This window comes from Nitrospirota bacterium, assembly GCA_040752355.1.
In the GTDB taxonomy this organism is placed as follows: Bacteria; Nitrospirota; Thermodesulfovibrionia; order Thermodesulfovibrionales; family Dissulfurispiraceae; genus JBFMCP01.
In genome coordinates this window covers 1-23,620 of sequence record JBFMHE010000016.1, presented here as the reverse complement: position 1 = coordinate 23,620, position 23,620 = coordinate 1, and the positions used below count along the sequence as shown (strand labels likewise).

Below are 23,620 nucleotides of genomic sequence, written 5' to 3'. Positions count from 1 at the left end.
GGGCCCCCAAAAAGACAACGTCTTTTTGGGACGGGGCTTCGCTCGGGCTGCCCATGCCGCTCCAAATGCCTCGCCTCCGCCCCTTTTCCTAACATTTCATGCAAATATCCCGACTCTCTTACGTTGGTTATCCGTTTTTTGGCATAATACGGTATCTCGAGCTGGAGAGGAGCGGTATGGGCGACAAGACGACTGTTCAGGACTTCCTGAGGAAGAAGCAGCAGGGGCAGAAGATCACCGTCATTACGGCGTACGATTGTACCTTTGCCCGGATAGCCGATGAGGCCGGAGTGGACGCCGTGCTCGTCGGGGACTCTCTCGCCCAGGTCGTCCAGGGCATCGACAACACGCTCCCGGTAACCATGGACGAAATGGTCTACCATACGAAAATGGCGGCCCGTGGTGCGCAGCGGGCGCTGGTCATCGGCGACATGCCCTATCTCTCGTACCAGGTGAGCGTCGAGGAGGCGGTGAGGAACGCGGGCCGTTTCCTCAAGGAGGCGGGCGCGCAGGCGGTGAAGCTCGAGGGAGGCCGTGAGGTGGCCCCGCAGGTGGCGGCGATGAGGAGGGCGGAGATACCGGTCATGGCGCATATCGGTCTCACCCCCCAGGCGATACACCGCATGGGCGGCTACAGGGTGCAGGGCAGGACCGAAGAGGAAGCGAAGCGGCTGACGGAGGACGCGAAGATCCTCGAGGATGCCGGGGCTTTTTCGCTCATCCTCGAGGCGATCCCCGCAGAGCTGGCGCGCCGGATATCCGGGGCGTTGACCATCCCCACCATCGGCATCGGCGGCGGACCCCATTGCGACGGACAGGTGCTCGTCATCCACGACGTGCTCGGCCTCTTCGACCGCTTCGTCCCCAAATTCGTGAAGAGATACGCCGCCATGAAACAGGACGCCCTGGCAGCGATCAGGCAGTATAAGGACGAAGTCGAAAAAGGAGTCTTCCCCGGGAAGGAACAGTCGTTTTAGCGATTCATTTCCGGACAACAAATCCTAAAAAGCTTGACAGCTGCTCCGGCCCGGTTTAAAAGTTAACTAGGGGGTGCCGGCGACCGAGGCGATGAGCCGGGCAGACCTCCGGGCAGGTGACCATGCATGCTGTTGGAAAAGCAAAGCTCAGCGCCCTCTGGGACTCCCTCCGTACGAGCTACTGGTTCGTTCCCATGCTCATGGCGGTTGCTTCAGTGGCGCTCTGGGCTGTCGTTTACTATCTCGACATCCGGTTGGAAGACAGGCGTGTCGCCCGCCTCGGCTGGATATACGCCGGCGGACCCGACGGTGCGCGCGAAGTGCTTTCAGCGGTGGCAGGGTCGATGATCACCGTCACCGGCGTCGTCTTTTCGATCACCATCGTCGCGCTCACCCTCGCTTCGCAGCAGTTCGGCCCCTTTCTCCTCCGCAATTTCATGCGCGACAAGGGCAACCAGGTCGTCCTCGGCACCTTCATCGCAACCTTCATCTTCTGCCTGCTCACGTTGAGGACGGTGCGGGGTACGGATACCGTCGTTTTCGTGCCCCATCTCCTCGTCTCCGCGAGCGTCCTGCTGGCGATGCTCAGCATCGGCGTCCTCATCTACTTCATCCACCACGTCTCCGCATTCATTCAGGCCTCCAACATCATATCGGTCGTCAGCCGCGATCTGGAAGAGTCGATAGACCGGCTCTTTCCCGAACGGCTCGGCCTTGGCGTGCCTTCACCCCGGGAAGAGGATATCCCGAAACGCTTCGAAGCAGAATCCAGGCCTGTCGGAGCACGCGGCTACGGCTACATAAAAGCGGTCGATAGCGATTCCCTGCTCGAAACGGCGGGGGAAGACGACCTTGTCATCCGCCTGGTAAAACGTCCGGGAGATTTTGTGGGGGAGGGCGACATCATCGCCGCGGTCTGGCCGGTAGAACGGGCCGACCAGGACCTGGACGCGGCGGTCAACGAGGCGTTCATGCTCGGCTCCCAGCGCACGGCAACACAGGATGTGGAGTTCGTCTTCAACCAGCTCGTCGAAGTCGCTGTCCGCTCGCTCTCGCCGGGAATAAACGATCCCTTCACCGCGATCATCTGCATAGACCACCTCGGCCAGGGACTACGCCGGATGGCGGGAAGATCGATCCCCTCTCCGTTCCGCTACGCCGGGGACGGCACGCTCCGCGTCATCGCCTTCCCGGTCACCTTTCCCGAGATGGTCGCGACCACCTTCGACCAGATACGGTACTACGGACGGTCGAGCGCAGCTGTAGCCAGGCGCCTCCTCGAAACGATCATTACCATCGCTCCCCATATCCGGCGGGAGGAGGACCGCGGTGCGCTCCTCCTCCAGGCAGAGATGATCGAGCGCGGAAGCCGTGAAGACATTCCCGAAGAGGAAGACCGGAAGGAGATCACGAAGCGGTATCGGGCAGCGCGCGAGGCGCTCACCCCCGAACGCATCGTCGTGTAGCGAACGGCCCCTTTCCCTTCCGCAGCATGGCCGCCCCCTTTGCTTCAGGTCTGCGCGCTCTTCAGCAGCTCCTCTTCGATCAGCCCGCGGAAGAGCGGTATCTTGTACCCGTTCTGCTTCAGCGGCCGTGCATGGAGGAGCGCCGCATCGGCGGCGTGCGCGGCGGTGGCCGCGTCTATGCGTTTCCCTATGAGCGCTCTCTCGGCTTCGGGAGACCTCCAGGGGACCGGTGCTGCGCCGCTCAGTACGATGCGGGCATCGGCCACCTGCTTATCGCTGAACCGCACCGCCAGCGCCATGCCCGCGAGCGCGAAGTCCCAGGAGCGGCGTGCGCGCACCTTTCGGTAGGTGCTTATGATACCCTGCGCAGGAGGAAGCGCCACTTCGGTAACGATTTCGTTCGGCTCCAGGATCGTCTCTTTGTACACGCTCCGTTCAGGGAGAAGAAAGAACTGCTCCAGCGGAACGGTCCTCATCCTTCGCGGTCCGGCGATGCGCACCGATGCCCCCAGGGCTATCAGGGCAGGGGCGGTGTCGGAGGGATGGACGATATAACAGCGGTCGCCGCCCAGGATGCAGTGGAACTGGTTCTCGCCTCCTGCGGCAAAGCAGAGCTCCCCGCCTTTGCGCAGGCAGTGGAAGTCTCCGCGATAATACCAGCAGCGCGGCTTCTGGCAGAGGTTGCCGCCGATGGTCCCCTGGTTCCGGAGCTGCGGGCTCCCGACTTCCGAAGCGCCCTGTGCCAGGGCTGCATAGCGCTCTCTGACGAGCGGGTGGCGCTCGATCTCGGCGATGGTCGTCAGGGCGCCGATCCGGAGCCCGCCGTCAGCGGTCTCCCTGATCCCCTGGAGCTCTCTGATCCTGCTGATGCTGACCACCTTCGCAGCGCGGAAGACGCCGTCGCGCAGGCAGCCGAGCAGGTCCGTGCCGCCTGCGTGCAGCCGGCTCCCTTCAGTTCCCAGGTGCGTGAGTGCGTTTTTCAGCGATGAGGCGCGGATATAGCCGAAGCTCCCGAGCATCTCATTCCCCCTTGCTCTTCTGCCCGGCAAGAAGACGGCAGAGCTGAACCGGGTTCGCGGGCGTCGAGGTTATCCGGATACCCGTTGCATTATAGATCGCATTGGCGATCGCCGCGGCGGCAGGGATGGTCACCGGCTCGCCGAGCCCCTTCGCCCCGGTGGTGTTCGCCTCGGCATCGTCGATCTCGATCGGCAGCGAGAGCATCTCCGAGGGGACATCGAGCGCCGTCGGTATTTTATAGTCGTGCCAGTTCCTGTTCAGCATCTTGCCGGTCCTGGCACGGTCAAGCGTGCGGAACTCGGTCATGCCGAAGCCGATGCCCATCGTAATGCCCCCGAAGACCTGGTTGTCGAACGTGAGGCGGTTCATCACCCTGCCGCTGTCGTGGGCCGCGAGGAAACGGAGGAGCCTCACCTCGCCGGTCTTGATGTTCACCTCCACCTCGCAGAACTGGGCGCCGAAGGGGTTCACCACCTTGCCCTCGGGGTTGGGGCCGCGCACGCCGACGCCCACGATGACACCGCGCTTCTTGAGGCCCTGGAGCTTCGCAATGCGGACCCGCTTCGAAGGATCGCTCGCAGAGACGATCTCGTCTCCCTCGAAGGCGAGCGCGGCCCTCTCCGCCTTCAACTCCTCGGCAGCTATATCGAGGAGCTGCTGTTTTATCCTGATCGCCGCTGCGCGAACGGTCGGCGCCTCGGTGGGCACGGTCTTGCTGCCGCCGCTCGGCGTCGCGTACTGCGTCGTGCCCGTGTCGGCGTTCTCGATCTGGATCAGCTCGGGCCGTATGCCCAGCTCTTCGGCGACGACCATCGCCATGACCGTCTTGGTGCCGGTGCCGATATCGCTCGCTCCCATGTTGAGATTGATGCTGCCGTCCGAGAAGAGTTTGACGATCACGGTCGAGGGAGGGCCTCCGCCTCCCGCGTACCAGAGGCAGCCCGCCATCCCGACCCCGATGCGCAGATGTCCTGCAGATCCCGTTGCCGCGGTCTTCTTTCGCGACCCGCTCCACCCGAAGGCTTTTGCGCCCTCCTCGAGGCATTCCCTGAGACCGGTGGTCGTATACGGCGGCGACCCCTTGCGTGCCTGGCTATGGAAGGGGATGTTCCTGAGCCTGAGCGCAACAGGGTCCATCCCGATCTTCCCGGCAAGGCTGTCGAGCATCTGCTCGAGCGCCCAGGAGCACTGCGGATGGCCGGGAGCGCGGAAGGGGCGTGCAGGGCCTGCGGTAATATAGACGTCGGTCGTCTCGGTGCGCACATTCGGGCAGGTGTAGAGGTCGCGTACCAGCCAGTCGAGGAGCGACGCTCCTCCTGCGGGGTAGGCGCCCCCTGTGGCGAGAGCGGTAAGGTGCAGGGCGGTCAGGGTCCCGTCTTTCTTGACGCCCGCCTTGAGCGTCATCGTCGCCGGGGGGCGGTTGCCGGCAGCGAGGAAGGTCTCCTCGCGGGTGAGGAAGAGCTTCACCGGCCTGGCCGTCTTCCGGGCGAGGAGCGCGGCGATGATCGTATACTTGTCCGCCTGGAGCTTGCTGCCGAAGCCGCCGCCCATGTAGTGGCCGATGACGCGCACCTTCGAGAGCGGCATTCCGAGCACTTCGGCCACGCGCGACTGCACCGCGTAGACGCCCTGCGTCGATTCCCAGATCGTGAGGCTGTCGCCGTCCCACTTCGCAACGCACCCATGGAGCTCCAGGGGCGTATGGATCTCGCAGGCGGTACGGTAGGTCTCTTCCAGAACGACGTCCGCTTCGGCAAAACCCTTTTCGACATTTCCCCGCTCGTAGCGGTCCGTTTTTGCGGTGTTGCCCCCTTTGTGGAGCTCGGGAGCGCCCGGACGGAGCGCCTCCTGTTCATCCGCAATGAAGGGAAGGACCTCGTACGCGACCTTAATCGCACGGGCCGCGTCCCAGGCCTGGTATGACGATTCAGCGGCGACCGCAGCCACTGCCTCGCCCTCGAAACGGCAGTGCGGATCGAAGAGCTTTGTCTTGACGGTCTTGGCATCGAGCGCGTAGGGCCACTCGAGAGCGACTTCAGGCGCGGCATTGCTGATGACGGCATGCACGCCGGGCATCGGTTCGGCGGCGGCGGTATCGACACTCTTTACGAGGGCATGGGCATGGGGACAGCGCAGCACGGCGGCATAGAGCATATCGGGGAGCAGCAGGTCCGAAGGATAGACCGCGGAGCCGCTCACCCGTTCATAGGCATCGACACGGGGCAGCGCCTTGCCGATGACGGTCGTCCTCTCCCAGGATTTCGGCTTCTTGCCCGGCGCAGGCGTCTCCGGCACCGAGAGGCCCTGGATGTAGTAGAGCTCTTTCTGGTCGTCCTCCACCTTACTCTCCTCGCGAGGTATCGCGCTTGAGCTGCGCTGCGTGCTGGGCTGCCTTGACGATATGCGCATAGGCGCCGCAGCGGCAGAGATTGCCGCTCACCCCCCGTCGTATGGCGGCGACGGTGGGATTGGGATCGGCCTTCAGCAGTCCCTCGACAGCCATGATCTGTCCCGGCGTGCAATAGCCGCACTGGAAGGCGTCGTTCTCGAGAAAGGCCTGCTGCACCGGGCCGAGCTGCTCTCCCTTCATGAGGCCCTCAAGCGTGGTGATCCGCGAGCCTTCGGCCTCTACGGCGAGGATCATGCAGGCGTAACGCGGGATATCGTCGATCAGCATGGTGCAGGCGCCGCACTCGCCGCGCTCGCAGCCGGCCTTCGTACCGGTCAGGCCGAGCCGTTCGCGCAGGACATAGAGCAGGGACCAGCGGGGCTCGACCAGGAGGCGATGGCGGCGGCTGTTGACGAGCAGCGTTATCTTCGCCATCTCCTGCGCCGGCGTTTCCGTACCTTCGACAGCCGGCGCCGCTGCGGCGAAACTGTCCGGGGCGGCGGCTGCCGCTGCGCCGATGCCGAGGGAGGTGAGGAACTGCCTGCGGGTCACCCCGCGTCCGCACCCGCATGTGTGCCCGTCGCGATCAGCGCTCATGATAATCTCCCGATCTGTTCGATGGTAAATAGAGGCAGGAGCATTTCGATCGTCTCCGCATTGTTTATAGTGACGCTCTTCTTTCACTGTACCCCCAAAGACAGGGGTTGTCAATCGTTCTCCTCTCCCCTTCTGATACGGCTGCCCTGGAGGAGTGTATATATTCAGTATATCCGCCGATAATATAGAGGAGCGGCAGGTCATGATGGGGTGCTTATGGGTTCGCTATTGATCGTGCTGCATACTTTCCCGGAGGGTTTATGTCCAAGAAGGCAGTCCTGGTCTGTGTGAAGAAAGATATCACCCATCCCATAAGCTGGGCGCTGCGGGAGTTCGAGGGCAAGATCAATGTCCGTTATGTCGATAACACGCGGCAGCTCGGCATGACCCTGGGCGACCTTGACAACTGCTGCACCGTGATCCTCGATTCGGTCATCGGCGAGGTCTCGACCCTCGACTTCGCCAAAGAGATCAAGAACGACAAACCCTCGCTCAGGATTCTCCTGATCGCCTCAGCGGGAACGACGAAAGAGGAGATCGTCGGTCTTATCCAATCGAAGATCGTGAGCGGCGTGCTCATAAGGCCCTTTACGGCCGAGCAGGTGAGCGATTACATCTACAAGCTCTGCAGTTTCCAGAAGCCGGAAGACGTCCCCTGGTACATGAAGACCGGGATCAAGTAGAATCCAGAAGTCAGAATTCAGGAGCCAGGAATAATAAGAAACGGGCTTGAAGGAGATTCTTTATTCCGGATTCCCGAAGCGGGTCTGCGCGAAGGGTCGCTCCGACCGGCTCCTGGATTCACGTCCTGCCTCTCGGCTCTCTTCTCACACTTCTGTATATCTCCCTTGTGTGCTACCATTTCAGTATGATCGAGATCGACGGCAGCTACGGCGAGGGGGGCGGCCAGATCCTGCGCACTGCCCTCGGCCTCTCATGCCTCCTTAAGAAACCGTTTACGATATTCAATATCAGGAAGCACCGGAGCAGGCCCGGACTGATGCCCCAGCACCTCACCGCTGTGGCAGCGGCGAAATACATAGCGGATGCAGAGGTGAGCGGGGATCGGCCGGGATCAACGGAGCTGGTCTTCTCGCCGCGCGAGGTCAGGGGCGGCGAGCTCGTGCTCGATGTCGGGACCGCAGGCTCGACCTCGCTCATCATCCATACCGTGCTGCCTGCGCTCGCGCTCTCCCGGAAGAGGGCGGTCATAACGCTGAAAGGCGGCACCCATGTACCTTTCAGTCCCTCCTTTCACTACATGGCCGAAGTGTTCGCTCCTATGCTGGGGAGGATCGGTATCGAGACCGGGCTCTCGATCGAGTCCTACGGCTTCTATCCGAAGGGCGGCGGCAGGGTGACGGTCACCGTCTCTCCGTCCGGGACCCTCGCGCCGCTGATAGCGCGGGAGCGGGGGAGTATGCGTTCGGTGAGAGGCCTTTCAGCAGTGGGAGGAGGACTCCCGCGTTCGATCGCCGAGCGCCAGAGGAGCAGCGTGTTCGATAGAATATCGGGTGAGAAAAAATTAAGCTGTCCTCTCGATATCGAGATCAGGGAGGTACCGTCGTACGGACAGGGGACATTCGTCTTTCTCCGGGCCGAATCGGAGCATGCTCTCGCCGGGTTCACCGCCCTCGGGGCACGGGGCAAGCGGGCCGAAGCCGTGGGGCAGGAGGCGGCGGATGAGCTCCTCCGCTACCATGCAGCTGACGCCGCTCTCGACCAGCACCTCCCTGACCAGATCGTGCCGTACCTCGCGATGTGCCGGGAGCAGTCGGTCTTTACCACCTTCTGCATTACCAATCACCTCATGACCAATTTATGGGTCATCGGGCTTTTCCACTCATTCACGTATTCCGTGCAGGGGGAAATCGGTATGCCGGGGACGGTCGTCATACACGAGCCGTAGGCCATGAAGGAGGGCGTGAGAGAGGATGGAGAGGCGAACTAAAAGACAAAGCCATACTCAGGATGGGTGACCGGGTAATTGCCTTATCGGCCCTGCATCCGCAGCCTCTTCTCCTGCTGCATCCAGAACTACCCGTTATCCCTGGTATGGCTCTGAGGATATCAGTGTTGCGATGCCCGGTACCGCAAACTAGAGTCTCTTTGTCTACGGTGGGTGCTTCGGTAGATGCTTTAGGCTTCCTCCTTGCTCCTGCTGCGTGGAGGCCTGCTCACCACACCTATCTCCCGCTCCCTTGCCACATCACTTAGCGCTTTAGCTTGACACGGTGCCAAAGCATCGCAATCCTTATTGCTTCTTCTTAAGCTTATTCTACCTCTCTATTGAAATGCTGTCAAGGAGGCAAAGCTGTTGAGTTATAAGGAAACACAAAAAAATTTTTTTCTATCTGCTCCGTGGCTTGCGTCCCCCTCCGCAAAGGGAACGTGGCCCGGGACCTCCCGGCTCTGCCTCCTTTGCCCTATCGCACGGGCGGTTTTTACGTGCTATGATTTAGGTATCGGTCCAATTACGGGGATGTGGCCTGAACCGGGGGCAATGAAAGGAGGACACTATGCCGGCGTATGAGTACGGCTGTAACGACTGCAAGAGGGACTTTACCGTATTTCTCTCTCTCAAAGAGCTCGAGACCAAACCGAAGGTGGCCTGCCCTCATTGCCAGAGCGACAATGTGGCGAAGAGATTCACCGGCTTCTTTGCGAAGACGGCGAAAAAGTCGTAACGCAGCGCACCTCCTCATTCCCCTCGTTCCGCATCCCGCCTGCCCCTGCGCCGTGCGGTGGAAGGTATGAGGGATTTGGTATAGGATTTACGAAGAGGAGGATATCCATGCCGAAGCAGACCAATGTGGCGGACGAGATACTCGCCTATCTCTCGCGGCAGCCCGAGTCCAGGGATACCTTGGCCGGCATACTGAACTGGTGGGTGAGAGCTGATAAGGGTACGCATGGCGTGCAGGAGGTGCGGGAGGCGCTTAAAGCGCTGCTCGATACCGGAGAGGTGATCGAGACCAAAGGCGAGAAAGAGGAGACGACGGTGTACCGGGTGAAGAAGGCACGGCGCTCTCCGTAGCGTTCCGCTCCTGCACCGCTGCTCCCGATTCCCCGCAGGCCCGTTGTCCCGGGGCGATTCCGTTCTATCGGTGCGCTGCCTGCCTCATGAAGGCGACCCATATAGGGAGCGCAGCGCTCGATCCCGATTCACCGGGACCGATGGGCGTATGGTCATCTCTGCCGACCCAGACACCGACGGCGAGGCGGTCATCGAAACCGACAAACCACGCATCGGAGTAGTCGTCCGTCGTCCCTGTCTTCCCGTAGACCGTCCGGTTCACCGCAAGAGCTTCCCCGGCTGTTCCCGACTCGACCACTGCGCGCAGAAGCGTCTTGATGCTCTCCACGACATTTCCGGAGAGCACCTCTTCGAACGAGGGAAAGGCCTCTTCGATGACGTTCTCGTTCCGGTCGATGATGACCGTGTAGCTCCGGGGAGTGACCCTGTTTCCCGTAGCAAACGCGATATATGCAGCGGTCAGGTCGAGCAGCGTTACTTCATGAGCGCCGAGTGCGATCGAAGGGTGCGGCTTGAGCCGGGAGTGTATGCCGCAGCGAAGGGCGGTCTCGAGCACTCTCTCGAACCCGACGTCCTGGGCGAGGCGCACGGTGGCCGCATTGAGCGAGAGCGACAGGGCGGTCTTGAGCGTGACCGAGCCGTAGTACTCCCAGCTATGATTCCGGGGGGTCCAGAGCCCTCCTTTTTCGGGATCGGGCACGGCGACCGGGAGGTCGAGAACGCGGTCGCTGCCCGACATGCCCTGTTCGAGGGCAGCGGCATAGACGAAGGGTTTGAATGCAGAGCCCGGCTGGCGCAGCGCCATGGTCGCCCTGTTGAATTGCGATCTCCGGTAGTCGACGCCGCCCACCATCGCTTTAATGGCCCCTGTCCGCATATCGATGGCGACCAGCGCAGCCTCGACCCCGCGGCCGCTCCGCATCTCGATATCCCGCACGCCTTTTCGGACCGCTCGTTCGGCGAGTGACTGGAGCGTGCTGTTGATCGTCGATTGTATATGGAACCCTCCGGTAAAGAGGGCGTCACCGTACCTCCGCGAGAGCTGCTGCCTGACGAGGTCAGTAAAGTAGGGGGCCTCGTATCTCCTTTCGAAGACCGTCCTTCGGGGAAGAGGGACCCCGCGCGCCTTCTCGTAGTCATCGCGGGAGAGGAGGTTGGCGGTATGCAGCGCCTGTAGGACGAGGTCTCTGCGCTGTTGTGCGAGAGCGGGGTTCCGGAAGGGAGAGTATTTGCTGGGGGCCTTCTGGAGCGCTGCCAGGAGCGCCGCTTCAGCGACCGAGAGCTGTTCCGTCTTCTTGTTGAAGTAGGTGCGGGCGGCTGCCTCGATCCCGTAGACCCGCTCGCCGAAGTAGGCGAGGTTGAGATACATGCCGAGGATTTCGTCTTTCGAGTAATGCCACTCGAGGTGGCCGGTAACGACGATCTCCTTCAGTTTGCGGGCGAGGCTCCGCTCGGGGTCTCTCAGAAGCATCTTGGCGAGCTGCTGGGTTATGGTGCTGCCCCCTTCGACGACTGCGCCTGCCGCAATATTCCGGCGGAGTGCGCGGGCGATTCCCTTGAGGTCGAGCCCGCGGTGGGCATAGAAGCGCCGGTCCTCGATGACGATAAACGCCTTCTTCACCTGCTCGGGAATTTTGTGGTGGGGTACGAAGTAGCGCCGTTCGCGATAGAACTCGGCGAGCTCTTCGCCCTCGTCGGTAAAGAGGCGCACCGCATAGGTGCTGGAAGCGTCGATTTCGGGGATGCCGGCAAACGCAGCCGCCAGTATGCCCGATGCAACGAGAGCCAGCACGATGAGGATCAGTGATGCTTTCAGTCCCGGTACTTTCATTTCTCGCGGCGTAACGGCTTTGGGAGTGGGGATCGTGAACGGTGATAAAAAAATCATAGCAGAAGGGCTGGAAAAAGCAACCGGAAAAACAGAATTCGGAAGCCAGGAGTAAGGCGCCAGAAGTCAGAAGACAGACGCGTGAGCTACGCGCTGCGTGCGAACGCTTCGGCGAGGGCCCTGTTCGCTATGGCGCCGTCGAGGGTGTTCAGTGCGCTGCGTATCGTCGCATCCTCGCCGAGCGCACGCTCTATCCCTTTGTGCGCGAGGGCCTTGATATAGGGGAGCGTTGCATTCGTGAGCGCAAGGGTCGAGGTCCTCGGGTAGGCGCCGGGCATATTGGCCACCATATAATGAATAACGCTATCCACTTCGTAGACAGGGTCGTTGTGGGTCGTCGGACGGGCGGTCTCGACGCAGCCTCCCTGGTCTATGGAGACATCGACGATGACCGAGCCGCGCCGCATCGTTCCGAGCATCGCCCGCGTAATGAGGAGCGGGGTCTTTCCGCCGGGCACCAGCACAGCGCCGATGACGATATCGGCGCTCTGTATCTCCTCGCTGATGATGTATGCTTCGAGGGGGAGGGTCTTGATACTGCCCCGGTAGACTTCGTCGAGCCACCGCAGCCTCTCGATACCCCGGTTGATGACCACCGTCTCCATGCCGATGCCGTGGCAGACGCGGGCCGCGCTGCTGCCGACTACGCCGGAGCCGAGCACAACCGCCTTCGCAGGCCTCACGCCCGCAACCCCGGTCGGCAGGATGCCGCTCCCGCCGCGAAATTTCTGGAGATAGTACGCTCCCATGAGCGGCGCCATGCGGCCTGCTATCTCGCTCATCGGCGCGAGCAGCGGGAGCGAGCCGTCCTTTTCGAGCGTCTCGTACCCGAGCGCGGCGATCCGCTTGCGGAGGAGCAGCTCCGTGAGCTCCCGGTTCGGCGCGAGATGGAGATAGGTGAAGAGCGCCTGTCCCTCCCTGAGGAGATCGAACTCCTCGGGGACCGGTTCCTTCACCTTGACGATGAGCTCGGCCGAAGCGAAGACCTCTTCCCGGGCGACGCACCGGGCGCCGGCGTTTTGATACGCCTCGTCGGAAAAGCCGCTGCCTTCGCCTGCCCCCCTCTCGACGAGTACGCTGTGCCCTCCTTTCACCAGCTCCGCAGCGCCGAGCGGGGTGATGCTGACGCGGTACTCGTCTTTTTTTATCTCCTTCGGTACGCCGATGACCATGCTCGTTTCCCGGTCCCTTCCTTTATTTCACATCTTATCACAAACAGCACGCCAGTTATACCTTTCACTTCCTGTCTCTCACTTCCTACCTCTTACTTCTCACTTCCTACCTCTTACTTCTTCCGTGCGGGCATTGGTGCTATAATATGAGGCATATTTCCGGGCGGCTCAGCGCCTGTCGAGAGAGGGACACGGTTTATGAAAGTGGTTACCGCCGACGAGATGAGGACGATCGACCGCATCGCGATCGATGACTACAGGATACCCGGCCCGGTCCTGATGGAGCGCGCCGGTCTCGCCGTCGCCGTGCGCGTGAGAGAGCTGCATAAGGGGAAAAAGGTGACGGTGCTCTGCGGCGGGGGCAATAACGGCGGCGACGGGCTCGTGGCTGCGCGGAATCTTTTCAATTGGGGATTCACTGTCTCGGCGATCATCTTCGCGAAAAAAGATGCCCTGAGTCCCGACAGCGCCTCGCAGTATCGCATCGCAAAAAAGATGGGTGTTCCTGTAGAATTCAGAAAGACCCTGACGCAGAGGGACCTCCATGGAGCGGTGGTCGTCGATGCCGTCTTCGGCACCGGTCTCAGCAGGCCGGCGGCCCCGGATATCGCTTCGGCGTTCGCCTTCGTGAACGGCTCCGGCGCACCGGTCGTCGCCGTCGATATCCCTTCCGGCGTCTCTTCGGACACCGGCGAGGTGCTCGGCGAAGCGATAAGGGCCGACTGCACCGTGACCTTCGGCCTGCCGAAGCGCGGGCATCTCCTCTATCCCGGCGCAGACTATGCGGGCAGGCTCTTTGTCGAGGACATAGGGTTTCCGGTGTCCCTTCTGCATGCGGATAGTCTGAGCGTAGAGACGGTTGACAGAGGATTGGTCTCGGGCATGCTCCCGATCCGGCACAAGGATTCCTACAAGGGCGACTACGGCCATGTGCTGGTGATCGCGGGATCGAGGGGCAAGACCGGCGCTGCCCTGATGACCGCACGCGCCTGCCTCAGGAGCGGCGCGGGCCTGGTGACGCTCGGCGTTCCCGAGTCGATCGCCGGCATAATCCAGGCCGGGGTGACGGAGGAGATGGTCCTGCCGCTGCCCGACGACGGCGCCGGCATGCTCTCGGCAGAGGCGCTCGACCCGGTCTTCGCATTCATCACGAAAAAGGCCGATGTCATCGCCATAGGCCCCGGTATGGGTACCTCGCCTGATACGGAGACGCTCATGGCCGAGCTGGTCCGCAGGGCGACGGCGCCGATGGTCATCGATGCGGACGGTCTGAACTCCCTCAAAGGGAAAAAGGATATAGTGAAAGCGGCGAAGGCGCCGCTCGTGCTCACCCCCCATCCGGGCGAGATGGCGCGGCTCCTGCAGCACGACGCAATCGAGGACCGTATCGGTACCGCGAGCGCCTTCAGCCGCGAGACCGGCGCCTATCTGGTGCTTAAAGGGGTTCCGACGGTCACGGCCTCTCCCGAGGGACGCGTTTTTCTGAATACTTCGGGTAATCCCGGCATGGCGACCGGCGGCTCCGGCGATGTGCTGACCGGCGTCATCGCGGCGCTCCTGGGGCAGAGCATGAGCCCGATCGAGGCATCGGTCTGCGGCGTTTTTCTCCACGGGCTGGCAGGAGACAGGGCGGCCGAAGCAAAGGGGATGCAGGGGCTGATCGCTTCCGATATCATCGCCGCGCTTCCCGAAGCCTTCATGGTGCTCGATGGCCGCTGATACGGTCGTTGTTCCGCCGCTCCCGGGAGGTCCCCGTGTCACGGCGTTCTTCACGACGAAGAGGATGAACGGCGACCTCGACGCCGTCGCCCGGCTGATGCAGGTGCCGGTCAGGGATGTGTATCTTCCCATCCAGAAGCATACCGATAAAGTGGTCGTCCTCGATTTCGGCCGGGAGCCCAGGATAGCGGACGCGGTGATCACCCACAGGACAGCGGTGGTCATCGGCGTGCAGGTTGCCGACTGCGTGCCGATCCTGCTGTACGACCCGCAGCGGAGGGTCGCCGGCGCCGTGCATGCAGGGTGGAGGGGGACCGCGGAGATGATTCTGAAGAAGACGATCGAGGCCATGGCCGCCCGCTTCTCGTCCTCGCCGGCTGACATCATGGTTGCGGTAGGGCCGAGCATCAAGGGCTGCTGTTACGAAGTCGGCCCCGAGGTGGCCGAAGCGGTCGAGAAGGCGACCGGCAGCGGTGCGTACTGCGGAAAGAGGGGCGAGAAGTATCATCTCGATCTGCCGGAGGCGAACCGTCTCCAGGCCCTCTCGATGGGGGTCCTGCCGGAGCAGGTATGGGTTTCGGGCGACTGCACCTTCTGCCTCCCCGACAAATACTTCTCCTATCGCTTTTCGAAAGGGAGCACGGGCCGGCAGTGCGCGTTCATCGCGATGCTGTGATGCGCCTCTCTGGTTTATAATAGGAAGACACTCAATTCACGAAACGAGGAGATACGATGCTGAGGGCGAAAGACATCATGACGAGAGACGTTATCACCGTGAAACCGCACGATACGATAGAAGACCTCGCGCGGACTCTGACAGAGCACCGGATCAGCGGCGCGCCGGTCGTCGACGACCGGGGAGACCTGGTCGGCATCGTCACCGAGCATGATCTCATCGTCCGCGAGAAGCGGCTCCATATCCCGACGGTCATGCGGCTCTTCGACGCCTATATCATGCTCGAGAGCCCGGGCCGCATGGAGGAAGAGGTGAGGAAGATGGCTGCGGCAACGGTGAAAGACATCAGCGTGAAGGAGGTCGTCACCGTCACCGAGGATACGCCGGTCGAGGAGGTGGCGACCATCATGACCGAGAAGAATATGCACCTCATCCCGGTCGTCGAGGGGCGGAAGCTCAAGGGGATCATCGGCAAGATGGATATGATCAAGGGGATGGGGAGAGAGTAGGGAAGGGCTGCGGGCATGACCGCTGCGGAGAGAGCTATGGTCAGGATCGTTTCGCGATCGCCGGAAGAGACCGAAGAGGCGGGATTCACGCTCGGCCGCTCCCTGAAGTCCCGGGGGGGCGCGGCTACGGTCTATCTCTTCGGCGACCTGGGCGCGGGCAAGACGACGCTGATCAAGGGGATCGCCTCTGCCTTCGGCATCCCGCCGCGGAATATCGGCAGCGCGAGCTTCGTGATCGTAGCGGAGTACGAAACGGACCCTCCCTTTTACCACATCGACCTCTACCGGGTCGAGCGGGAGGAGGACCTCGACGCCCTCGGGATCTGGGAATATATCGACACCGGCGGTGTAGCGGTGATCGAGTGGGCGGAGCGGCTGCCCGAGATCCCCGGTGATGCGGTTACCGTGCGGCTCACGTATTGCGATCATGGACGTGAAATTATCATCGAGGGCATAACCGAGGACGAGCTCAGCGGTCGCCGCCCATAACGGACGTGAAGAGGACATGAAGAGGATCGGGATCATCTGCAAGATAGGCCGGCCCGAGCCGGTCGAGATACTGCGGACCCTGCTGCCCTGGCTCAGGGAGCGGGGACACGAGGTGCTCGTCGAGGAGAGACCGGCCGGGGCGCTCGGGCTCCGGGGATATAAAAGCGAAGAGATCCCGGAGAGGGCGGATATGATCATCGTCCTCGGCGGCGACGGGACGATGCTGACGGTAGCGCGGCTCGTGGGAGACCGGGGTGTTCCGATCCTCGGCGTCAATCTCGGCGGCCTCGGGTTCATCACCGAAGTGAACCGGGACGAGATACTGCGCGCGCTGGAGGAGGTGCTCGCCGGGGCGTGCCACGTCGAGGAGCGCATCATGCTCACCGCCTCGGTCCTGCGCAGGGGAGAGACCGTGGCCGGCTTCGTGGTGCTCAACGATGTGGTGATCACCAAGGGCGCCCTCGCGCGCATCATCGACCTCGAGACGAACATCAATAGTACCTATGTAACGACCTACCGGGCCGACGGCCTGATCATCGCAACACCCACCGGCTCTACGGCCTATTCGCTCTCAGCAGGCGGCCCCATCCTCTATCCCACGCTTAACAGCATCATGGTGACCCCCATCTGTCCCCATACGCTGACCAACAGGCCGATCGTGCTGCCCGACACCTTCGACATCGATGTGGTGCTCCGCTCCGAGAGCGAGGATGTCTTTCTCACCCTCGACGGACAGACCGGCTTCTCCCTGCAGCGGGACGATACCGTGGCGGTGCGTAAATCGCGGTTTACGACAAAGCTCCTGATCCCGCTCCAGCGCGATTATTTCCAGGTCTTGAGAGAGAAGCTGAAGTGGGGAGGGCGATAAGGATGGAGCGGCCTTCCCTGCAGGAGAGCGTCAGGCTCGCGCTCGAATTCTACAAGGAGCTCGGGTTCGAGCGGCTGCCCTTCAGCATCCGCAGCGCAGCGCCGGCGGAGCGGAAAGCGGCGAAGAGAGAGCCGCGGACAGAGCAGCTGCCTTCCGCACCGCACCGCACGATTACCGATGAGTCCCGCCGCCCGGCTGCAGCGCCGGTTACGCGTGACGCCGCGCGCGACCGCGTGGAGCTGCTCCGGCTGCTCCGGGAAGAGATCGGCTACTGCGAGCGGTGCAAGCTCTCGAAGGGGAGGACGACGCTCGTCTTCGGGGAGGGTGACCCCGGCGCGAGGGTGATGTTCATCGGCGAGGCGCCCGGCCAGGAAGAGGACCGCCGGGGCAGGCCCTTTGTCGGCGATGCCGGCCAGCTCCTGACGCGGCTCATCGAGAAGATGGGGTTCGCGCGGGAGGAGGTCTATATCGCCAATATCGTCAAGTGCAGGCCGCCGATGAACCGCGACCCCCAGGATGACGAGATGCAGACCTGCTTTCCCTTCCTCGACCGCCAGATCGAGATCGTCGCGCCCCGGGTGATCGTCTCGCTCGGGAAGATAGCCGCCCATACGCTCATGGGCCTCACTACGCCGATAACCAAATTCTCGATCACCCGCAGCAGGGGGAAGTTCTTCGACTATAGGGGCATCCCGGTCATGCCGACCTTCCATCCCGCCTATCTGCTCAGGAACCCGAAAGACAAGTGGCGCACCTGGGAGGATGCGCAGGCGGTGCTGAAGCGGTTGGGCGAAGAGGCCGGGGACGTATGAAGGTCCTCTGGGCGCCGTGGCGGATGGACTATATCCTTTCGGAAAAGGAAAAGGACTGCATCTTCTGCGTCTACCCGCAGCGGACCGACGACAGGGACACCCTCATTCTCTACCGCGCGGCCAGGGTCTTCGTGATCATGAACAAATATCCCTACAACAACGGCCACCTCATGGTCGTGCCGTACCATCACGCGTCGACGCTCGAGGGGTTCCCCGACGACGTGCTCGCCGAGCTGATGACAGTGACCGGGTATGCCGTCGAATGCCTCAGGAAGGCCTTTCATCCCGAAGGCTTCAATATAGGCATCAACATCGGCGAGGTCGCGGGCGCAGGCATCGAAGAGCACCTCCACATCCATATCGTGCCGCGGTGGGCCGGGGACGCGAATTTCATGACCATCACCGGCGAGGTGCGGGTGATCCCCGAGCATATCCTCGCCACCTACGACAAGCTCTATCCCGTCTTCAATTCTTGACTATCCCGATTCCCCTCCATTAGACTAACGGGATGGAAAAGAAGGTGCTCAAGGCGTTCGATGACAGCATACGCGTCAAAGAGAAGTTCGTCAAAACCTACCTCGACCTCATCATCGATACCGCGAAGCTCATCGCGGACGCCTTCAACGACGGCAGGAAGCTGCTCCTCTTCGGCAACGGCGGCAGCGCCTGCGACGCCTCGCATATCGCGGCGGAGTTCGTCAACCGCTTCAAGAAAGACCGGCCCGGCCTTCCCGCCCTGGCGCTCAATACCGACATGGCGGTGCTCTCCTCCATAGCGAACGACTACGATTACGACGAGATCTTTGCGCGGCAGGTAAAGACACTGGCGGACGAAGGCGACATCGTGATCGCCATCAGCACGAGCGGCGGCTCGAAGAATATCCTGAAAGCGGTGGACGTGGCGAAGAAGAAGGGCCTGACGACGATCGCCCTTACCGGGCAGAAGGGCGAGAAGTTCGCGGCGAAATGCGACTATGCCTTTGTCGTCCCCACCGACGATACGCCCCGCGTCCAGGAGACGCACATCACCCTCGGCCATGTCATCTGCCAGATCGTGGAAGAGATCCTCTTCGAAGCGCCGAGAAAGAAATGAGACGCGGTTGTCGCGTTGTAGCGTACAGCGCGTAAGCAGCCGCATGTCTCGATCTCCGGACAGCGAGCGCTTACCGCACTGATGAAGATAGTAGGTATCGACCCCGGCAGTTTCAACTGCGGCTACGGCCTCATTCAGGTTGCACAGCCCTCGCCGTCGCAGCGCCGGACGCAGGCGCGGAACTGCTTCTATCTCTCCTCCGGAAGAATAGTGCTGCCCGCGCGCATGCCGCTCCCCGAGCGGCTCAAGGAGCTCTACACCGGGCTCGTCGAGATGCTCGACGAGTACAAGCCTGACGAGATCATCATCGAGCGCATGTTCTTCGCCAAGAGCGTGCGCGCCGCCCTCAGTCTGGGCCACGCCCGCGGCGTCGTCCTCATCGCCGCCGCCTTGACCAACCTCCCCCTCTACGAATACAGCGCCCTCGAGGTCAAAAAGGCCGTCGTCGGCTACGGTCGCGCCGACAAGAACCAGGTCCAGCACATGGTCCGCGAGATCCTGAAGATCGACCGCGCCCTCTCCCCCGACAGCGCCGACGCCCTCGCCCTCGCCCTCTGCCACGCCCATACGAAGCAGTTCACTCAGCAGATAGGCAGACGGTAGGGCGCGGCTGATTCGTAATCAGCAGGTCGGCGGGTCCTGGCCGGCAACACACTTATTACGAGGCTCTCTTCCATTTAGCTCCTTGAGCTCTGGTTGCTCTCTTTTAAAAAAGAGGTGACTTGAGTGCTGAATATGTGGTATAAAAACAGCCATCGATTCACCATGACTTCGGGTAAAGAGGGGGGCTTTATGACGGAGGTGTATTCAAGGGATTTCCTTATGGGGAGTCCTTTCTTCAAAGCAGTTCTCCGGGCAATCCCCTCGCTGACTGATCTTCTGCTCCTCTCATCTTCGACGTGCCGTCACCTCGCCGTACAGAGCAAACACCGTATCATACCGAGGCCGGAGCGGCCATGACAGGCCCTGCAGGAGACGGCACCCACGGGCCACCGAAGGTCGACACCGGCCTCAGCTGTCTCGTGATGGTCGCCAAATACCACGGCATCGCTGCTGATCCCGGCCAGATCAAGCACGCCTTTGCCATCGGCGCAGAGGGCATGAGCACCACCGATATGGTGCGGGCTGCGCGAGAGCTTGGTTTCAAGTCTAAAGCATCATCGGTTGCCTACGAAAAGCTTTCCAAGCTTTTCCTCCCCGCTGTTATAGAGACCGGCGAAGGCTATGCCGTTCTGGCGAAAGCCGAAGGGGAGCAGTTGCTCATTCTCAACCCTGCAGAAAACAGGCCAAGGATTGTAAAAAAGGAGGAATTTCTCGGGTTATGGAAGGGAGTGGTTATTCTTCTTTCCCCTCGGGGGAGCGGCTTTCTCCATTCTGAAGAGATATTCGGTCTCAAATGGTTCATTCCTTCTATCTGGAAATACAGGAAGTCACTCTCAACCGTTCTGATCGCCTCACTGATGCTCCAGATATTCGGCCTTGTTACCCCCCTCTTTACCCAGGTCATCATCGACAAAGTCCTCGTCCATCGGGGTTTGACCACCCTCGATGTGCTCGCCATCGGCCTGGCTGCCATAGCGCTGTTCGAAGCAGTCCTGAGCATATTGAGGACCTATGTGTTTACTCATACGACGAGCAAGATCGATGTGGTATTGAGTACGCGTCTCTTCAGGCATCTCTTCGCCCTGCCGCTTAGATACTTTGAAGTGCGGAGAGTAGGCGACACGGTTGCCCGTGTGCGGGAGCTCGAGAATATACGCCACTTTCTCACCGGCACCCCTCTTACTGCAGTACTCGATGTCATGTTCATGGTGCTTTTCATCATCGTGATGTTCTTCTACAGTACGACCTTGACCCTCGTCGCCCTTGCCGCCCTGCCGCTCTTTGCGGCGCTTTCTGCAGTAGTCACGCCCCTGCTCAGACACCGCCTCGATGAGCGGTTCAATAGGGGGGCCGATGCACAGTCCTATCTGGTCGAGGCGGTCTCCGGAGTACAGACCGTGAAATCCTTTGCCCTTGAGCCCGAAGTGCAGAAAAAATGGGAGGGGCTCCTCTCGAGCTATATACGGGCGAGCTTCAAGACCTATCAGCTGTCGGGGAGCGCAAGCGCTCTGGGACAGCTCATCCAGAGGGCGTCCTACCTGGTAATCCTTTGGGCAGGAGCGCATCTCGTCATTGACGGCAAATTGACCGTCGGCCAGCTCATCGCCTTTCAGATGCTTTCAGCGCGAGTGAGCGACCCGGTGCTGAGGCTGGTACAGATGTGGCAGGACTTCCAGCAGACCGGACTTTCCATACGCAGGCTCGGCGATATCTTTAATGCAAAGCCCGAGCCTGCCATGAACCCTGCAAAGGCACGCCTTCTCGCCATAAAGGGACATGTCAGGTTTGAAGGTGTTCGATTCAGATATAGGACGGATGGTCCTGAGATCTTGAGGGACATCAGCTTTGCCATCGAGCCCGGCATGACGATCGGCGTTGTCGGGCGGAGCGGATCGGGGAAGAGCACCGTAGCGAAATTGATGCAGCGGCTCTACATCCCTGAAGCCGGCAATATCCTCATCGACGGCATTGATATCTCCCTGGCCGATCCTGCCTGGCTCAGGTGTCAGATCGGGGTTGTGCTCCAGGAGAACTTCCTCTTTAACGGAAGCGTGAGGGACAACATCGCCGTCCACCACCCCTCATCGGGCATGGAGGAGATCATCAGGGTCGCCCAGCTTGCCGGCGCCCATGAGTTCATCCTCGAGCTTCCCGAAGGGTACGACACCATGGTAGGCGAGAAGGGCACGGCGCTCTCCGGAGGGCAGCGGCAGAGGATCGCCATAGCACGCGCGCTCCTCGCCAATCCCCGGCTCCTGATATTCGACGAGGCGACATCAGCACTGGATTATGAATCCGAGCGGATCATACAGAACAATCTCCAGAGAATATGCCATGGAAGGACCGTCATCATCATAGCCCACCGGCTCTCTACCTTGCGCCATGCCCATAAGATACTCACCATGGACAAAGGCAAGATCGTCGAATACGGCAGCCATGAAGAGCTGATGGCGCGAAAAGGCCTCTATCATTACCTCTACAGCCAGCAGGAAAGGGCAGCTTAGGACGATGATAAAGCGGATAAAAGCCAGATTTGCCCAGGACAATCTCGAATACGAGTTTCTGCCCCCTGCGATCGAGATCGAGAGCACCCCTCCCTCTCCCTTGAGGGTGGCATTGATCTGGATCATCTTTATTCTGGTGGTCGTGACCCTCGCATGGTCGTACTTCGGCAGAGTCGATGAGGTGGCAGTGGCACGAGGGAGGGTAATCCCCGATGGAAGAATCAAAGTAGTCCAACCGCTGGAAACGGGCGTTATCAGGGCTATCCATGTCAAAGAAGGGCAGGAGGTCAAAGAGGGGCAGGTGCTGATAGAGCTCGATCCCACCATCAAGCAGGCGGATGTGGAGAGCACCGCCAAGGCATTATCGACGCACCTTAGCGATAGAGAAAGACTCCTGGCAGAGCTCCAGAACAGGGACCTGGAGAGCAGACGAGGCGGAGCATCCCACGATCTGCAGCGGAAGCTCAAGGAGGCGCGGGAGTCGGAATACAAAGCGAAAGAGGAGGCCTTGGGGTCTATCATCGCCCAAAGAGAGAATGCCCTTCAGGCTGCGGAAGCTATCCTGGTGAAGCTCGAAAAAAACTCCACCATCGTTAAAGAACAGGAAGCTGCCTACAAGGCGCTCTATGACAAGGGCTATACCGCGAAGATGGACTACCTGGACAAACAAAAGGAGTACCATACCGCAGTGAACGAGCTCGAAGCGCAGAGGAAGATCGTGAAGCAGTCGACCGAGAGCCTCGAAGAGGCAAAGAAGAACCTCGACGCATTAAAAAGGGAGCGGGAGAAAGGCATTCTTGCCGATATAGTGGATAAAGAGAGGAATATCATTGCGCTTTCCGGTGAGGCGATCAAGGCACGGAAGCGGTACGACCTTGAAAGGCTTTGCTCTCCGGTGGACGGCACCGTCCATGGACTCTCCTCGTATACCGTCGGGGGAGTATTGACACCAGCGCAGCCTACGGTGACCATAGTCCCCCACGGGACGCCGCTCATTATAGAGGCTATGGCACAGAACAAGGATATAGGATTTCTGAGAGTAGGGCAGGAGGCAGAGGTAAAGCTCGATACGTTTCCTTTTCAAAAATATGGGACTCTCAAGGGAAAGGTGGTCTGGCTCAGCCCTGATGCTATTGAAGATGAAAAGCTAGGACCGGTATACAAGATGAAGGTTGAGTTAGAGAAAATGAACATCAACATAGATGGAAAACATATCGCTATCTCACCAGGCATGGCATTAACCGTAGAGGTGAAGACGAATAAGAGGAGAATCATCGAGTTCTTCCTCTCACCAGTTGTGAAGTATGCGAGTGAGAGTTTGACGTTGAGGTAGATAGTGCCTCTTGATATTGGAATAAAATAATAAATGGAATATTGTGGTACAAATATCTAAAGGAGAGAATTATGAAAGCTAGCTTTTCAAGTAGGAGAATTGTAGTAATTGCCGCGTTCAGAGCTGGTCTGGAAAAACTGGCTCTTCGTGGAAATGAGTGGGTAAAAAGAGGGGATTAATCGGCAGCAGATGCAGGGCTGATAAGGGGTTGAGGGTTTCAAAAGGGGCAAAGGATTTGGCATGATTACCGGATGGGAAAAAAGAGGCGATTACTGGACGAATATCGATTCCCCGGATTTCGACCACGTGCCGATATTAAGGGGAGGTTTGGAGACCCGAAAGCTCGCATTATCCAGCTTGAGCGCACTCAAAAAAAACAGTCTGCGGCTGTTGCGGTGCAGTGCATCGAAGCTATAACGACAAGAAGGAACGACTTATGGAAGGCGGCGCTGAAATGGCAGAGACTGA

The 23,620-nt window shown here is 60.6% G+C and carries 23 protein-coding genes; 18 read left to right on the top strand and 5 right to left on the bottom strand.

Going from position 1 to position 23,620, the window contains the following annotated elements; all coding sequences use genetic code 11:
* Positions 1 to 176: 176 nt before the first annotated feature.
* Together panB and AB1805_11925 are read left to right on the top strand one after the other, a co-directional pair.
* On the top strand, positions 177 to 977 hold the full coding sequence (panB, locus tag AB1805_11930; protein ID MEW5746132.1) for a 3-methyl-2-oxobutanoate hydroxymethyltransferase: 801 nt from the start codon (positions 177 to 179) through the stop codon (positions 975 to 977).
* 122 nt (positions 978 to 1,099) lie between these two features.
* A complete protein-coding gene (locus AB1805_11925) occupies positions 1,100 to 2,443 on the top strand; it encodes a DUF2254 domain-containing protein (GenBank protein ID MEW5746131.1) in 1,344 nt (447 codons plus the stop codon).
* A 44-nt stretch (positions 2,444 to 2,487) separates the two neighbouring features.
* On the opposite strand, the gene AB1805_11920 is transcribed toward AB1805_11925, so the two are convergent.
* The 3 genes from AB1805_11920 to AB1805_11910 are packed head-to-tail and all read right to left on the bottom strand — an operon-like array spanning position 2,488 to position 6,449.
* The gene (locus tag AB1805_11920; protein ID MEW5746130.1) at positions 2,488 to 3,462 is read right to left on the bottom strand and encodes a xanthine dehydrogenase family protein subunit M; all 975 of its coding nucleotides are present in this window, start codon (positions 3,460 to 3,462) and stop codon (positions 2,488 to 2,490) included.
* A 1-nt stretch (position 3,463) separates the two neighbouring features.
* Positions 3,464 to 5,803, bottom strand: coding sequence for a xanthine dehydrogenase family protein molybdopterin-binding subunit (locus AB1805_11915; GenBank protein MEW5746129.1), 2,340 nt, complete (start codon positions 5,801 to 5,803; stop codon positions 3,464 to 3,466).
* A 1-nt stretch (position 5,804) separates the two neighbouring features.
* The gene (locus tag AB1805_11910; protein MEW5746128.1) at positions 5,805 to 6,449 is read right to left on the bottom strand and encodes a (2Fe-2S)-binding protein; all 645 of its coding nucleotides are present in this window, start codon (positions 6,447 to 6,449) and stop codon (positions 5,805 to 5,807) included.
* A 260-nt stretch (positions 6,450 to 6,709) separates the two neighbouring features.
* Between AB1805_11910 and AB1805_11905 the strand changes: the two genes are divergently transcribed.
* The 4 genes from AB1805_11905 (at position 6,710) to AB1805_11890 (ending at position 9,486) form a co-directional block, all read left to right on the top strand.
* Positions 6,710 to 7,132 (top strand): hypothetical protein, encoded by a 423-nt coding sequence (locus tag AB1805_11905; GenBank protein ID MEW5746127.1) that lies wholly within the window; start codon positions 6,710 to 6,712, stop codon positions 7,130 to 7,132.
* A gap of 185 nt (positions 7,133 to 7,317) precedes the next feature.
* Entirely contained in the window at positions 7,318 to 8,358 is a 1,041-nt protein-coding gene (gene rtcA / locus AB1805_11900) for an RNA 3'-terminal phosphate cyclase (protein ID MEW5746126.1), read from the top strand.
* A 610-nt stretch (positions 8,359 to 8,968) separates the two neighbouring features.
* Positions 8,969 to 9,136 (top strand): zinc ribbon domain-containing protein, encoded by a 168-nt coding sequence (locus AB1805_11895; GenBank protein ID MEW5746125.1) that lies wholly within the window; start codon positions 8,969 to 8,971, stop codon positions 9,134 to 9,136.
* 107 nt (positions 9,137 to 9,243) lie between these two features.
* Complete coding sequence (locus tag AB1805_11890) at positions 9,244 to 9,486, top strand: hypothetical protein (protein ID MEW5746124.1); 243 nt, start codon at positions 9,244 to 9,246, stop codon at positions 9,484 to 9,486.
* 64 nt (positions 9,487 to 9,550) lie between these two features.
* Here AB1805_11890 and AB1805_11885 read toward each other — a convergent pair whose 3' ends face one another.
* Complete coding sequence (locus AB1805_11885; protein ID MEW5746123.1) at positions 9,551 to 11,317, bottom strand: PBP1A family penicillin-binding protein; 1,767 nt, start codon at positions 11,315 to 11,317, stop codon at positions 9,551 to 9,553.
* 143 nt (positions 11,318 to 11,460) lie between these two features.
* The gene (gene ald, locus AB1805_11880) at positions 11,461 to 12,546 is read right to left on the bottom strand and encodes an alanine dehydrogenase (protein ID MEW5746122.1); all 1,086 of its coding nucleotides are present in this window, start codon (positions 12,544 to 12,546) and stop codon (positions 11,461 to 11,463) included.
* 198 nt (positions 12,547 to 12,744) lie between these two features.
* Between ald and AB1805_11875 the strand changes: the two genes are divergently transcribed.
* From AB1805_11875 to AB1805_11820, 12 genes are all read left to right on the top strand, one after another.
* Positions 12,745 to 14,265: an NAD(P)H-hydrate dehydratase gene (locus AB1805_11875; protein MEW5746121.1), complete on the top strand. Its 1,521-nt coding sequence runs from the start codon at positions 12,745 to 12,747 to the stop codon at positions 14,263 to 14,265.
* Positions 14,255 to 14,941, top strand: a complete 687-nt coding sequence (gene pgeF, locus AB1805_11870) for a peptidoglycan editing factor PgeF (protein ID MEW5746120.1) — start codon at positions 14,255 to 14,257, stop codon at positions 14,939 to 14,941. Before AB1805_11875 ends, pgeF begins: the two co-directional genes overlap by 11 nt.
* A gap of 56 nt (positions 14,942 to 14,997) precedes the next feature.
* Positions 14,998 to 15,450, top strand: a complete 453-nt coding sequence (locus AB1805_11865; protein ID MEW5746119.1) for a CBS domain-containing protein — start codon at positions 14,998 to 15,000, stop codon at positions 15,448 to 15,450.
* 36 nt (positions 15,451 to 15,486) lie between these two features.
* Positions 15,487 to 15,939, top strand: coding sequence for a tRNA (adenosine(37)-N6)-threonylcarbamoyltransferase complex ATPase subunit type 1 TsaE (gene tsaE / locus AB1805_11860; protein MEW5746118.1), 453 nt, complete (start codon positions 15,487 to 15,489; stop codon positions 15,937 to 15,939).
* 16 nt (positions 15,940 to 15,955) lie between these two features.
* Positions 15,956 to 16,807: an NAD(+)/NADH kinase gene (locus AB1805_11855; GenBank protein ID MEW5746117.1), complete on the top strand. Its 852-nt coding sequence runs from the start codon at positions 15,956 to 15,958 to the stop codon at positions 16,805 to 16,807.
* 2 nt (positions 16,808 to 16,809) lie between these two features.
* Complete coding sequence (locus tag AB1805_11850; protein MEW5746116.1) at positions 16,810 to 17,619, top strand: uracil-DNA glycosylase; 810 nt, start codon at positions 16,810 to 16,812, stop codon at positions 17,617 to 17,619.
* Positions 17,616 to 18,095 carry an HIT domain-containing protein gene (locus AB1805_11845; protein ID MEW5746115.1) on the top strand — a complete coding sequence of 160 codons (480 nt, stop codon included), beginning with the start codon at positions 17,616 to 17,618 and terminating at the stop codon, positions 18,093 to 18,095. The genes AB1805_11850 and AB1805_11845 overlap by 4 nt, the downstream gene beginning before the upstream one ends.
* Positions 18,096 to 18,127: 32 nt before the next feature.
* Complete coding sequence (locus AB1805_11840; protein ID MEW5746114.1) at positions 18,128 to 18,712, top strand: D-sedoheptulose 7-phosphate isomerase; 585 nt, start codon at positions 18,128 to 18,130, stop codon at positions 18,710 to 18,712.
* A gap of 78 nt (positions 18,713 to 18,790) precedes the next feature.
* The gene (ruvC, locus tag AB1805_11835; protein ID MEW5746113.1) at positions 18,791 to 19,315 is read left to right on the top strand and encodes a crossover junction endodeoxyribonuclease RuvC; all 525 of its coding nucleotides are present in this window, start codon (positions 18,791 to 18,793) and stop codon (positions 19,313 to 19,315) included.
* Between the two features lie 353 nt (positions 19,316 to 19,668).
* Positions 19,669 to 21,819, top strand: coding sequence for a type I secretion system permease/ATPase (locus tag AB1805_11830; GenBank protein MEW5746112.1), 2,151 nt, complete (start codon positions 19,669 to 19,671; stop codon positions 21,817 to 21,819).
* Positions 21,820 to 21,823: 4 nt separating this feature from the next.
* Positions 21,824 to 23,152, top strand: a complete 1,329-nt coding sequence (locus tag AB1805_11825; protein MEW5746111.1) for an HlyD family type I secretion periplasmic adaptor subunit — start codon at positions 21,824 to 21,826, stop codon at positions 23,150 to 23,152.
* Positions 23,153 to 23,403: 251 nt separating this feature from the next.
* The coding region (locus AB1805_11820) for a hypothetical protein (protein ID MEW5746110.1) at positions 23,404 to 23,620 on the top strand (217 nt) is incomplete at its 3' end.